Genomic DNA, 12951 nt, shown 5'->3' with positions numbered 1-12951 from the left:
CAGACAGTTGCATAGCTGCCTGAGTCTGTGGATTTGTCATCACAGGTAGGTCAACCAATTCCTCAATCTTTCTGCCGCTTAGTTGGCCCGCGAGGGCTTGTAGCGCTTTGCCAATCTGGGGTTCATCAGGTTCGGCAGGGAGTTCAATCCCCAATTGTAAGAGTGCCTCTCTTGCTACTGCGATCGTTTCTAACACCTTGCTCTGGGCTGTCTGAGCGGCAATTTTAATTTCGTAAATTTTAACTCGATCTAAAATTGTTTGGGCTTCTTGCAAAACCAGTCCTGCCATCTGTTCCATACCATCAAAGTCACCATTTAAATAGGCAATTTCAGCAGCAGCAACATAAAGATTTAGCGCCAATTCATATTGAGTTTGCCAGCATTGAGGTGTCAGTAGCTCAATTCCCGTTTGTAGATAGATATTTGCGGCAGCGTAGGCGGTAGAATTTCTAGCCTTACGTCCAGCTTCTAAGTTGAGTTGGGCTAAGGCTGAGCGTTCACTTAATTGATGGATTAACTCAATTCCTTGATTTAAATGCCCGACAATATCAAATATTTTTTCTTCTATTTCTATCTCGGAAGAACTTTGTAGCAGTAACTGTCCTATTTTCAGATGAGTGGCTTGTTTTTGGTCGTCTGGGATTAGGGAATAAGCCGCTTGCTGGACGCGATCGTGCAGGAACTTATAAGTTGGATTAGCAACAGACCCAGGAGGGTATTGAGCATCTGCTTGAATGAAGTTATAGCCTTCTGACATCACTAAAATCAGTCCTTCTTGCAAGGCTTTCCACAGTGCTGATGCCGTTTCTTCTGGTAATTCTTCGCTGACTATTGCCAATGTCTCTAAATCAAACTGCGCCCCAATGCACGCGGCAAGTTTGAGAACATCCTGAGTTTCGGCAGGCAACTTCTGCAATTGCACCGCCATAAACTCCACCACATCCGAGGCGTCGGCAAATTTAACTTGATTAATATCGCACTGCCACCCCCCTTTACTGCCCCCCTTACTAATAGGGGATTGAGGGGGGTTAAAAATAATTTGACCATCTTCATACAAGGCCTTGAGGAATTGAGTCGAGAAAAAAGGATTACCTTGGGTTTTTTGATAAACCAATTCTGTCAAAGGTGTAGCTAAAGATAAATCGCAAATCAGCGTATCTGCTACCAACTGATTGAGATCTGCTAAACTCAACGGTTGCAGGGTAATCGTATTCACCACTGCCCCAGACTTCACAATCTCATCCACAGTCAACATAAACGGATGAGCCGGTGATACCTCATTATCCCGATAAGCACCCAATACTAACAGATGCCCCGTATCCTCCATCAATAGTTGTAGCAATTTCAGCGATGCCGAATCTGCCCACTGCAAATCGTCCAGAAACATCACTAAGGGATGTTCTGCTTGGGTAAATACTTGCACAAATTTCTGCATTAGCAGATTGAAGCGATTTTGGGCGGCACTCCCCGACAATTCTAGTGCAGGATTTTGAGCGCCAATGATGTGTTCTAATTCAGGAATTACGTCAATCAAGACTTGCCCACTCTCGCCTACTGCGGTGAGAATCTGGGTTTGCCATCTGTGTAACTGAGCGTCACTTTCTGATAATAATTGTCCCATCAATTCCCGAAATGCTTGCACAAATGCACTGAAGGGAATATTTCGTTGAAATTGGTCGTATTTGCCTTTGATAAAATATCCACGCTGTCGGGCGATCGGCTTATGCACTTCATTCACTACTGCGGTTTTCCCAATCCCAGAAAAGCCACCTACAAGCATCATTTCTGCACTAGAATTACGAACTCTTTCAAAGGCATTTAATAGATGAAAAACTTCGGTTTCTCTGCCGTATAACTTTTCGGGAATCAGGAAATGGTCTGTAAGATCCAGCGTTCCCAAGTCAAATTCTTCTATCCTATCGGTTTCTTGTAATTGAACCAGACACATTTCTAAGTCCTGCTTAAGACCCAATGCAGTTTGATAGCGATTTTCCGCATTTTTTGCCATCAGCTTGCTGACAATTTGCGAGACAATTAAGGGAATTTCCGGCTTGATTTCGTGCGGGGGAACTGGCTGTCTGGCAATGTGGCAGTGAACTAGCTCTAAAGCGTCTTCTGTCTCAAAAGGTAGTTTTCCTGTCAGTAATTCGTAAAAGGTGACGCCGAGGGAGTAAAAGTCAGTGCGGTAATCGATAGAGCGATTCATCCTACCAGTTTGTTCGGGTGAAATATAGGCTAAGGTTCCTTCTAAAATGTTGGGGTTTTTCAGGGTTGGCATTTCTCGCGTTAGCTGAGTGGAAATGCCAAAGTCGATAATTTTGAGCTGCCCGGTCGCTGGATTAAATACTATATTAGAAGGGTTAATATCTTTGTGGATAATATTGGCGCTATGAATTTTCCCTAAAGTTTCAGTGGCAGCGATCGCAATTTGCAGAAATTCCTTGAGGCTAAACTTTCGCTGCTGCATCCATATTTTCAACGATTCCCCGCCAAAGTCCTCCACAAAAATCACGAGGCTGTTTTGGTATTTTTGCAAGTCATAAACTTGCACGACTCCCGCCTCTTTCAGCTCTCGGGTGATGCGGTATTCGGTACGGTAGCGTAGCAATTCTTGAGGTGTCGGGTAGCTCTCTTTGAGCAGTTTGAGGATGAGCGGTTGGTGATCCGCTTCCCGAATCGCCCGGTACACCAGAGAGTTAGCACTTTCGTAAAGCAGCTTCTGGACGGCAATGCCTGGAATGGACAGCATATTTATTTTTCTGGTAAAAATTAACGCGCCGTCAGAACACACCCGGTTCGTTGTGTAAAGAATAGCGCTTTAGAAAGGAACAAATTATGTTTTTATAACACACTCTTAGTTTTTCGGCAGCGAAGTGGCTTTCAGGTGGTCTGGCAGAGTAAGGATAAGGAGTTATCATGCGACGTACCTAAGCCTTGTTAATTCTCAACTCCATGAATTGTCCCCGTTTCGGTTCTCCAAACATGGTTAAAAATTGTGCCACCTCCAGCGCTAAGCAAAACTTTAAATGTATATATTGTCACAGGCAGTTTGTTTAAAACCCCAGACATCAAAGGATTTCAGAAGAAATAAAAAAATTGAGCGATCGGCTTTTATTAGAAAAAATATCTTGAGTCGCGATTGTCAAAGTCACGAGGGTGTCCCCCCGCTGGTTCCAATACTATGTGTTTTTCAACAATTAGTATCAGTCCTCCGGAAAGTTCAAGTAAAGTCAAAAAACCAAGGCAAGCTAACGATCCAAAGTGATGAAATGTGGTCGTTTGTAGGCAATAAGGGTAACAAGCAGTGGAAATAGCTGGCGATTGATGCCTTGACCAAAGAAATTCTAGGGGTTTATAGCAATCCTACATGAGTCGTAAGTTTTTCACCCCACCCCAACCCTCCCCTTAGTAAGGGGAGGGAGTAAGAAATTCACAAATGATGCGAGGATGGCTATATATAGGAAGTCTAGTTGAAATGGGTGCTAAAGGTTTTTGGGATTCCCTCCCAGGAGTTTACAGACAATGTGCCGTCTATTATACAGATTTTTTGGTCGCATATAAAAAAGTTTTGCCTCGCCAGCGACACAAATCTGTCGGGAAAGATACGGGCAAAACTTCTGATCTCTAAAGATGCAAGAACTCCCTGATGTACAGGATATCTCGCTATTGTTGTAAGAAAGAGTCTTTCCTAATCTAAAAAGCTCTCCAATCGTGTGGGAGCTTTGTGGTATTTTATTCATCATTACAACGCTTCTTTATCCCTAAAAGGATTAAGAATTTTTCGTTGCTATGGAGGACTACCAGGCTTTGTTCTGATGATTTTGGAGAGTGATTTATCTACTTCCTCTTACCCTTCCCCGCTACAAACTCCCGCAGCCGGAGTAAACTAGCCGTTTGCCCCAAATTCAGCGGCAGCAGCGACACTCCCTCCAACCGAGACTGCACCCAACCATCGCCCCAATACCACTCGTGAAATCCGTCAATTCCCTGACTCAATAACAGCCGCAGACAATTGTGCTCAACAATATCAACGTGATGCTGAACTGCCACGGGGCCTAGCCAACTTGTAAAGGTCAAACCTTGAGCAAATTCTTCCGGCAAACCGCTAGACAACTGCTGTGGCCACAGCCACTGCTGCAATTGACTTGGACGCAACAAGCTGTCTCTAATCGCTGTTTCGGAAGCTTCAAGCTCAATCCGCAGGTTGCTTTGTTGAAAATTACCGAGCATAAGAATTTTAGATATAACTGCAAGTAACTTTAATGTAACTTATTGGACTGGTTCCCACCTGTTCCGGGCGGGCAAGATGCCCAACCCCTACTCCCCACAAGCAGAAAATTCACTCTTTGTGGAACAGGCCGGAAAGCCTGTTCAGGGCGGGCGGGCTAGAAGCCCAACCCCTACTCCCCACAAGCAGAAAATTCACTCTTTGTGGAACAGGCTAGGGAAGCTTGTTCATGTCCGGGCGGGCTAGAAGCCCAACCCCTACTCCCCACAAGCAGAAAATTCATTCTTTGTGGAACAGGCATCTTGCCTGTTCTTAGAAAATAGTGCAAAATGTTCGATCGCACATCAACGTCCATAACTGTTCCAAAGCACTGAAAAATTTAAGATCTTCGATCGCACCTACTGCCCCAGACCCGATTTTCGTATCGAACTGTTAAGCTCTGTTTCATTTCATTGAAATCTCCCCTGCTTCACGCCACCGCATCCAAAGTCCGTGATACCATCACACCTGAGTAATGCCTATAGAAAAAAACTGGAGAGAAAAGCTTTGACACTAAGGGTTGCAGTAGTAGGTTCAGGCCCTGCGGGTTCTTCCGCCGCCGAAACATTGGTAAAAGCAGGCATCGAAACATACCTATTCGAGCGTAAATTAGACAACGCCAAACCCTGCGGTGGGGCGATTCCCCTGTGCATGGTCAGCGAATTCGACTTGCCGCAAAGTATTATTGACCGCCAAGTCAGAAAAATGAAAATGATCTCCCCCTCCAACGTCGAGGTGGACATCAATATTGAAAACGCACACGAATACATCGGTATGTGCCGCCGCGAAGTGCTCGACGGCTTCATGCGCGATCGCGCCGCTTCCTTGGGTGCAAAACTGATTAACGGCACCGTTCACAAATTAGAAATTCCCGGCAACAATACAGACCCCTATACTCTCCACTATGCCGACCACTCCGACGGCAGCGCAATGGGAATTCAGAAAACTCTGAAAGTGGATTTAGTAATCGGGGCTGACGGCGCTAACTCCCGCGTAGCAAAGGCGATCGACGCTGGCGACTACAATTATGCGATCGCCTTCCAAGAGCGCATCCGCCTGCCAGAAGATAAAATGGCTTACTACGAAGACTTAGCCGAAATGTACGTCGGCGACGACGTATCTACCGACTTCTACGCTTGGGTGTTCCCCAAATACGACCACGTAGCCGTCGGTACCGGCACGATGAAAGTCAATCAAGCCAGCATCAAAAAGCTGCAAGCAGGCGTCCGCGCCCGCGCTGCCAAAAAACTGATGGGCGGTGAGATTATTAAAGTGGAAGCTCACCCCATCCCGGAACACCCGCGTCCCCGCCGGGTTGTCGGCCGAGTTGCTCTCGTAGGCGATGCCGCAGGTTACGTTACCAAGTCTTCCGGCGAAGGTATCTATTTTGCTGCCAAGTCTGGCCGGATGTGTGCCGAAACTATTGTGGAGATTTCCAATAAAGGCGCGCGCATTCCGACTGAAGAGGAAATTAAGATTTACTTGAAGCGGTGGGATAAAGCCTACGGCATTACTTACAAAGTTCTCGACATTTTGCAGCGCGTGTTCTACCGTTCCGACGCTACTCGCGAAGCTTTTGTGGAAATGTGTGCCGATCGCGATGTGCAGAAACTCACATTCGATAGCTATTTGTATAAGACAGTAGTACCGGCTAATCCCTTCATTCAGATGAAGATTACCGCCAAAACCATTGGTAGCTTGTTGCGAGGCAATGCTTTAGCGCCTTAATCCCCAGCAGATAAAACGCACTTTGTATAAAAAAAGCGGGCAGTCACAAAACTGCTCGCTTTTTTTTTGATCTAAGATAACGAACCGCGAAGGCGCTAAGGGCGCGAAGGAAGAGGAAGAAGAAGAATTGTTAGTTCAAGTTCAACTGCACTAAGGTATCGGGGGCGAGGAAGTGGGAAATGTGATAAGCCCGCTCTTCTGTTTTTAGCAGGATTTTTTCGTAGAGGTAGCGGGTAGCTCGATCGCCCAAACTTTCTGCTTGTCCTGCTTGACGCCGCAGCAAACCGAGGATAGCTTGCTCTGCTGCCAAATCGTGTTCCAGCATTTGGCGGCAGGAATATACGCCGTCGGCTTCCGGATCAAAACAGCACAGCTCGGCTAACTTGCTAAAGCTAGCTGCCGGTATGCCGCCCAACCCGTTTAACCGTTCGCCCAACTCGTGGACGCTATCTTGAGCTTCTCCGTAGCTTTCTTCAAAGAATTTGTGCAAGGAGTAAAATTCTGCCCCTTCCACCACAAAATGATGTTTTTGATATTGCAGGTATAGAGCCTGAAAACTGGCCAGCAGCGCGTTCATTCCTTCACAAATCGGTGCTATGACTGAATGTTCCAGTAGAACTGGGTTTTCGGCTATGTGGCCAAACGGTCTCAATGCACTCTGAGTCTCAGCCATGTGTGTTCTCCTCTCAATAGGCAGTTTTGTTGCCAATAGAGTCAGTCTAGCACTGTAAATTTACCAGTCAAGCAGCGTCTGCCTCGATAGTGGAAGATTTTATAGAGTAGGAAATTTTTTTTGTAAACCTATTGAGAATTATTAGCAGTTGGGTTATGCTTGAACAAGATCCTCGTTATGAGCGCTTCCTGAAAGTGGGGCGAACCTTCTGAAGGCAGAAGGCAGAGGGCAAAAGGCAGAATTTTTCAGGAAGGGCTTTTGATCATCTTTGATGTTCTGCTGAAATCTGGCTTTTAACTTCTACCCGCTACCATTGAGGGTAAAAATTAATGCAAATTATTACTGTTGTTACAAAATGAATCCAGCAGATCCAGAATTAGAAGTTTGTGACATTGTGCAAGTTAGTTGGCTAGATAGGTGGCAAGTTTACAAACGCTTGCAAGAACTAGAAATTCCCTGCTGGTGTGCGGTTGACCAACCTTTGCGGGCAAAAGTCAATACTGTTAAACAAGCGGCTCAGTTAATGAGCGTGTTGAGGCAAGTCAGTGCCCCTCGATGCGAACTCGTGCAGTGGCTGGAATACTGCTGGCAAAGGGGCTAAAGGAAGCAGGAAGTTAGGGAAAGAGCAGCGTACAAGATGTAACGGATGTAACTGATTTAAAGGAGTTATAACAATGTATAAATCTGGCAAGCACGTTTCCGAATTCAACTTAGAGGGAGAAATCCTCGGCCTGATTATTGAAGATGGCTGTAAACTTAAATATTTGCGAATTAGTAGCGATCGCGGAGTAGAATATCTTGTTAAACTTTGCAAGGAATTGCGGGCATTTCTGTCGCCTATTTTGACACCGGGGTTGAGAGTTCAAGTTGTAGGTGAGAAAGAACTCAATTTGAAAAACGGTAAAATAAAACTTAAAGCTCGCAGCCTCAAGCTGGCTCAGGGTAACAACGATCGATCGCCAGAACTGCTCGACTCCACCAATGGGCCTGTTGCGGTATTGACATCCGACGATCGCGCGATCGGCAAAAGCGAATTCACCTCTCCCACAGCAGCTCAAACTGTAAAAGCTCCGGCAAAAACCCAAACCAAAATATTAGTATGTCAAAAATCCGACTGCCTGAAGCGGGGCGCTGGAGGAGTCTGTAAAGCTTTAGAAAATGCTTTGAATGCGCGCGGTTTAGAAGACAAAGTGACAGTACAGGGAACCGGATGTCTCAAACAGTGTAAAGCGGGCCCAAATATAGTTGTGATGCCGGACAAAACTCGCTACAGCCGCATTGCACCGGCAGAAGTTCCAGCAATCATTGACAAACATTGTGCAGTGGTTAAAGCTTAGGCGATCGCACGCATACCGAAACAGTGCGTTAGACATCAGGAAAAATTATTTTGATAGGACTCTGGACCAAAAACTCACTTAGGGGCTTCCTTCGGGAGAATATCTAAGGATAGACTGTATCTGAGACCCTGTGAGTATTGGGATAAAAAGCCATGTCAGAAGCTGATCTTCGAGCCCATCAGCACCAACCGTACCCTGCTGTTCCATCCGATACCGAACCATTTCAGTCAGATTTTGCTGCTGCTGGGGGTTTTGAGCCGATCGCCCCCGATGCGACAGACACTCCCGCAACGGTTCCCCAACAGCCAGAAGAAGACTGGCAAACAGTAGATTTTCCCAACGCCATCAGCGTAGATGCAATTCCCACAACACCTGAAACAAAAAATTTGCCATCTCTGACACAGCCGACTGAGGCGGGCTCGCCCCCGATTTCAGAGAATCTAAAAAATATGCTTGGGAATGCCGAACAGGCCAAGGGCAAAGGATCAACCCCAGTCACCCTCATGCAAGCGCTGCACGAATGCAACCGCGACCTTTTGCAGCGCATCGCCCAGCTAGAAACAGCTCTCGAAGACTCCCAAAAAACCTTGCAGAATCGCGAAGCTTTGCTAGAACAGCGGACTGCAGAACTCGAAAATACTCAAGAACAATTGACGCGGCTGTTTGGCAAAGTGGAAGTTTCCCATCAAACCCTCCAAAGTCAAGAAATTTTAGTCGAAAGTTTAAGAAGTCAGTTGGCAACCAGCCAAGTCAGGCTAGCGACTGTTGAGCGAGAATGTGCGTCTACTGTGCAGCGCTACAACGAACAGTTACAGCAGTTAGTAGCCACAGAAAATATTTGCAGGGAATTGCGAGCCCGCTTGCACCGCCAGCAGCGCCACACTCTGCAATTCAAAGCTGCCTTGGAAAGAAGTTTGGACAGGCCGCAGGTAAAGTCGCCGAGGATCGAGCCGCCTGACAATAATCTGGACACCGCCAGCGCACAATTAGAATCTTTGCTCGCGGCGGTCAAAAGCTCTCAGATGCCGGTGCCACCAGCCTTCAACGCTTCCCCTGTCCAACCTTGGTCGGAACCAGAAGAGGTTCCAGAGGTAGCGGCTGCTGTTGAGGCGATCGAGCCTGAATCCCCAGCCAATGTGGAACTCAACAAATTAGCCGAAGTATCCGCCATTCTATTGCAGGAGAACGAAACCTACCAGCCTCATGAGCCGGCAACTGACTCGGCCGAACCGGTTGCGGAACCTGAACTGCCGATGGCTGAGTCTGAACCCGAAACTGCTACCAAAGTGGACGCCCAAGAATTGGCCAGGGCTTTTCAAATTTTGAACTCTGTTGAAACCTTTGGCATTCAAGAAGTGCGATCGAGTGTGGCAAAACCTACAGCAGTCCCCCAACCAGACTGGCTCAGCTTGATTGCCAGTCCGCTGCGGGCTTCTAAAAAACGCCGATCGCTAGCTGAAATTGAATTGCCGAGTTTTCGATAGCGAACTGAAGTTGCTAGTTTTGAGTCCACACTCAAAACTCAACACTCTTTTCTCCCCTTTCCCATGCCATAGGTGAGAGCATAGCTGGTAGCCAACAGCCACAGCCAAACAGCCGGATACCGGGGCTCCAACCAAGGCTGTACCCTGCGGGCGAAGCTGGGAAGCCATCCGAACAGCAAACTGGCCAAAGCCAGCAGAGTAAAATTCACGTAACTTCCCAGCCAGCGCCAAATATCCCCCAACGTGACAAAATCTAAAATCCACAAGAGGAGAGAAGGGTTTTTTCCGGCTGCTTCGATCGCCAGTCGATTGAAAGTTAGCCAGTCGGTTCTGTCTTTAATAAAAGTTTCAGCTACAGCGAGTTTTTGTGCTGCCAAAATACCGAAAAAGGTATTGAGAATTGAATTAATTCTTTGGGGTGGCAAACTGCTCCCGGTAGGAACCATCATGCCTTTAGAAAATAGCCATGTTACTGAAACATTGCTCTGGTAGGCGCGAATTTGGTTTAAGTGATTTGCCGTCAGCAAATTGTGCTTTAAAGCAGTATCCAAAAGGTCTGTTAAGCGGAAAAGATTGCGGACAAGGGAGCCGAAGCCTGTGAAAACGAGGGGAGATTGCAGAGATGCTGCGTCGCCGATCGAGACTAGGCGATCGATCGCCACGGAGCGATCGCCGCTGTTGCTGCTAAAATGCCCCGGAATATAACCAAAGGTCGGTTTTTTCCACACCAATTTATCGACATCGCAGCGACGGTATTCCGGCAAAATTGCGAAAAAATCCTCGTACATTTCCAGCAAAGAACCGGGGTTCTCTGGATGTACTTGGTGGTAGTGAAATAGATAAACTGTCAGTTCTGTGCCGGCGCCAGGAAACAACTCCCAAATGAGCTGGCGTCCGCGGGAAACGTCCCCGTGAGTGTGGAGTACATCCCCGTACTCGGAATCCCATACTCCCGGCTCAAATCCTCCGTCGATGACTGCTCCCACTGTCGGACAAACGCTGTCAAAAGTCCGCCCTTCGTTCAATTGCCAAGCGATGGGAGAAGCCGAACCCATTGCATCCACCAGCAGCCTTCCTAATGCAGTGCGATCGGCTTTTGTCGGCAAGTGGTGGCCTTGAACTACTACTTTTTCCGCTGCAACATCGGCTCTAACAAAGTCAGTTTCGTCCCAGATTTCTCCACCAGCTTCTGTTAGCTTAACTCCCGCTAAATTCAGCAATTTCTCCCCGTCCACAGCTACATTGAGTACCTTTGGTGTGTGCAGAACTGGCGCTTGAGCCACGGGCGGATTGTTAGCATCAAAAAACTTGTTGTAGCCATCTTTATATTCTCTGGCAATCAAAGTTTCTATTTCTGCCGCAGTAAATAAACCCAAATCAATTAAGCTTTGAATTTCGTCCCGTGAAATATTCCACTCGCGATTCATTCGCCCGAAAGGCATTCGTTCAACTAGCAGCACCCGGTAGCCCAATCTCGCCATGACTGCGGCGTGAATCACTCCCAAGGCCCCGCCAATATAAATTAAGTCATAAAAAGTATCGCCAGAATCAGACACCGAAATCGTGTCTTCTGCCTTCTCCCCTCTTCCCTCTTCCCTGTTCCCTCTTCCTTCTTCCTTCTTCCCTGTTCCTTCTTCCTTCTTCCCTGTTCCCTCTTCCTTCAAAAACACTACTTGTTTTGGCGTTTGAGGATTGCGAGTGCCTTCGCGCCAACGCTGTTCCCACCAGTAGACGCGCTTGAGGTCGTATTCGCCTTGAGGCATTTTTTGGAAGTATTTGACGGTGAGGGGGTAATAGGGGGCAAGAGCCTCAAAAATTGACTGTTTGGAGAGGTCTATGACAGGGGGTTCCCGGTAGCGATCTGGAAACTTGTTTCTTACAGCAAGATTCAGAGCTTCCAGGAACTTTTTTTCTCCCGCAGGCGCCTCTTCTAGACGAAAGACTTTTAAATAAGTGGTGCGCTGCAGTGACCAGACAAAAGTGGAAAGTTCTGTCGCTCGCCAATTTGGGTTTCCTGAATTGGTGTCAGCCAAGGCGGGTTTTGGATTGGCATTTTGAGTTCCAGACTTGAGAACCTCGGCTGTTGTGGCTGGTGAAAGCAGGCGAAAGCCGTCAGCAGTAATAATTTTTTCTCCGATTCCGGGATCGAATTCGTGCTGCAACCAAGTGCAGACGGCTGCTGTATCCGGTGTCGGGACTTCTAGATAAAGAATTTCTTGCATGATTAGGCTCTCAATTCTGAATAAATTAATAAAGATGGGGGAGTTGACAAGGGAGCAAAGTAGGCTATACTCCCGAATACTTATTTAGTTTTAAATAAGTTTACAATGTTCTCAGATTTTTAGGTTTTCGATCGCTCTTGCTCTCGGTTGGCCCGCAGTGGCTGAATATCTACTCCTTTCGGTATGCACTTCTATGAATTATCCCATTCCTACGAATCCTCAAGAAATGATTGCTTTGCGACAGCAGCCGCTGAATGAAGAATTGGTGGCGTCGGCGATCGCGGGTGTGATTCAAATAGCTCGATCGCGATCTCAGTCTTTGGATGAATTGAAGGCTGAAGTACTCGCGGACGACAATTTGCTCGATTTTGCTCAGAGGCTATGGCTGAGCGACATTGTGGCTCAAGCTTGGAACAATTTGCCCTAAATTGTCAACATCCAAACCACCCTCCCGAACGATCGCGTTCGACGGGGAAGGAGGAGCGATCGAGCCGGCGACAACAAGCTGATGAAAGCTAGATTGTCCCGGAGAATTTGTGATATTGTAAAAATTATGGTTAAGTCATTGTTCAATTTATCTCTATTGAGCAACTTTCATAAATTGGCTCCCAGTTTCATAGGTTAGCTGCATCGACCAAATATTTTAATATGCCAATAATTTTACTAATATTATCAATGAAATAATCATTTAAATCAACTTCCATAATTTGATTCCTAAGCCGTAAAAATTTCCAATTGGTTCCTGTTGTGACCACCCCATATATTTCGGAAATGTTATTGTTTCTTCTTTCATTAAAGATTTGAGCGGCAATCATTTCTGCCATACATTGTGGAAGCCCAGCTTGGATATTATCATTTTTAGCTTCTACTAAGGCGACAACAGGGGCTTTGATTAGCAGTTGTTCGGGAGAACGACTAATCATAAAATCACAGAAACCCGTCAATCCTTTTTCTAAATCTACATTAAACTCTTTTCCGGAAAAAAAGCTAATTTGATACTTAAACTGCTTTCTAAGTTCTACTAAAATAGGTGTGACAATTAATTCTGAGCGAGCTTTTTCGGTATTAATTGCTAAAGCTAAAGAAATGTTGTCTTGCAGAGTTTGGCTGAGAAGCTCGCTATACTCGGCTTCGGGTAAATGGGCAAAAATACCAACTTTGTCAGCAATGGTTATGCCAAAGTTGGTTTCAATCATTTCTAGGTTTGTGAATTGGCTGTATGACATTTTTATTATGAGAC

The 12951-nt window shown here is 46.4% G+C and carries 10 protein-coding genes and 1 pseudogene; 6 read left to right on the top strand and 5 right to left on the bottom strand.

Going from position 1 to position 12951, the window contains the following annotated elements; genetic code table 11:
- Positions 1–2749 (bottom strand): serine/threonine-protein kinase PknK (locus QUA34_RS07790; protein ID WP_333385405.1); only part of this gene is annotated, 2749 nt, incomplete at its 3' end.
- Between the two features lie 203 nt (positions 2750–2952).
- Between QUA34_RS07790 and QUA34_RS07785 the strand changes: the two are divergent.
- Positions 2953–3758: pseudogene (locus QUA34_RS07785) on the top strand (hypothetical protein); the annotation flags it as partial.
- Positions 3759–3837: 79 nt separating this feature from the next.
- On the opposite strand, the gene QUA34_RS07780 reads toward QUA34_RS07785, so the two are convergent.
- Positions 3838–4230: a hypothetical protein gene (locus QUA34_RS07780; RefSeq protein ID WP_333057711.1), complete on the bottom strand. Its 393-nt coding sequence runs from the start codon at positions 4228–4230 to the stop codon at positions 3838–3840.
- 544 nt (positions 4231–4774) lie between these two features.
- Here QUA34_RS07780 and chlP point away from each other — a divergent pair.
- Positions 4775–5995: a geranylgeranyl reductase gene (gene chlP / locus QUA34_RS07775; protein ID WP_242723505.1), complete on the top strand. Its 1221-nt coding sequence runs from the start codon at positions 4775–4777 to the stop codon at positions 5993–5995.
- A 130-nt stretch (positions 5996–6125) separates the two neighbouring features.
- Here the strand turns inward: chlP and QUA34_RS07770 are convergent, their stop codons facing one another.
- Positions 6126–6668, bottom strand: coding sequence for a Dps family protein (locus tag QUA34_RS07770; RefSeq protein ID WP_333385402.1), 543 nt, complete (start codon positions 6666–6668; stop codon positions 6126–6128).
- Positions 6669–7023: 355 nt separating this feature from the next.
- Here QUA34_RS07770 and QUA34_RS07765 point away from each other — a divergent pair, with 355 nt between their 5' ends.
- The 3 genes from QUA34_RS07765 (at position 7024) to QUA34_RS07755 (ending at position 9489) form a co-directional block, all read left to right on the top strand.
- Complete coding sequence (locus QUA34_RS07765) at positions 7024–7269, top strand: Asr1405/Asl0597 family protein (RefSeq protein WP_333085491.1); 246 nt, start codon at positions 7024–7026, stop codon at positions 7267–7269.
- A 73-nt stretch (positions 7270–7342) separates the two neighbouring features.
- Entirely contained in the window at positions 7343–8005 is a 663-nt protein-coding gene (locus tag QUA34_RS07760) for a (2Fe-2S) ferredoxin domain-containing protein (RefSeq protein WP_333385398.1), read from the top strand.
- A gap of 152 nt (positions 8006–8157) precedes the next feature.
- Positions 8158–9489: a hypothetical protein gene (locus tag QUA34_RS07755; RefSeq protein WP_333329255.1), complete on the top strand. Its 1332-nt coding sequence runs from the start codon at positions 8158–8160 to the stop codon at positions 9487–9489.
- A 38-nt stretch (positions 9490–9527) separates the two neighbouring features.
- Here the strand turns inward: QUA34_RS07755 and QUA34_RS07750 are convergent, their stop codons facing one another.
- Positions 9528–11711 carry a flavin-dependent dehydrogenase gene (locus QUA34_RS07750; RefSeq protein WP_333329257.1) on the bottom strand — a complete coding sequence of 728 codons (2184 nt, stop codon included), beginning with the start codon at positions 11709–11711 and terminating at the stop codon, positions 9528–9530.
- Between the two features lie 193 nt (positions 11712–11904).
- Between QUA34_RS07750 and QUA34_RS07745 the strand changes: the two genes are divergently transcribed.
- Complete coding sequence (locus tag QUA34_RS07745; RefSeq protein WP_190662685.1) at positions 11905–12138, top strand: hypothetical protein; 234 nt, start codon at positions 11905–11907, stop codon at positions 12136–12138.
- Positions 12139–12325: 187 nt separating this feature from the next.
- On the opposite strand, the gene QUA34_RS07740 is transcribed toward QUA34_RS07745, so the two are convergent.
- Complete coding sequence (locus QUA34_RS07740) at positions 12326–12907, bottom strand: hypothetical protein (protein ID WP_333329259.1); 582 nt, start codon at positions 12905–12907, stop codon at positions 12326–12328.
- Positions 12908–12951: the final 44 nt, after the last annotated feature.

This window comes from Microcoleus sp. POL10_C6, from assembly GCF_036701585.1.
GTDB lineage: Bacteria > Cyanobacteriota > Cyanobacteriia > Cyanobacteriales > Microcoleaceae > Microcoleus.
Note: the sequence above shows the minus strand (reverse complement) of the source record. Positions and strands in the feature narration are given on the sequence as shown.

Excerpts from the sequence above, each read along its gene's own strand:
- QUA34_RS07780 (WP_333057711.1), bottom strand. The coding sequence starts at position 4,230 with ATGCTCGGTAATTTTCAACAAAGCAACCTGCGGATTGAGCTTGAAGCT.
- QUA34_RS07770 (WP_333385402.1), bottom strand. The coding sequence starts at position 6,668 with ATGGCTGAGACTCAGAGTGCATTGAGACCGTTTGGCCACATAGCCGAA.
- QUA34_RS07765 (WP_333085491.1), top strand. The coding sequence starts at position 7,024 with ATGAATCCAGCAGATCCAGAATTAGAAGTTTGTGACATTGTGCAAGTT.
- QUA34_RS07760 (WP_333385398.1), top strand. The coding sequence starts at position 7,343 with ATGTATAAATCTGGCAAGCACGTTTCCGAATTCAACTTAGAGGGAGAA.
- QUA34_RS07755 (WP_333329255.1), top strand. The coding sequence starts at position 8,158 with ATGTCAGAAGCTGATCTTCGAGCCCATCAGCACCAACCGTACCCTGCT.
- QUA34_RS07750 (WP_333329257.1), bottom strand. The coding sequence starts at position 11,711 with ATGCAAGAAATTCTTTATCTAGAAGTCCCGACACCGGATACAGCAGCC.
- QUA34_RS07745 (WP_190662685.1), top strand. The coding sequence starts at position 11,905 with ATGAATTATCCCATTCCTACGAATCCTCAAGAAATGATTGCTTTGCGA.
- QUA34_RS07740 (WP_333329259.1), bottom strand. The coding sequence starts at position 12,907 with ATGATTGAAACCAACTTTGGCATAACCATTGCTGACAAAGTTGGTATT.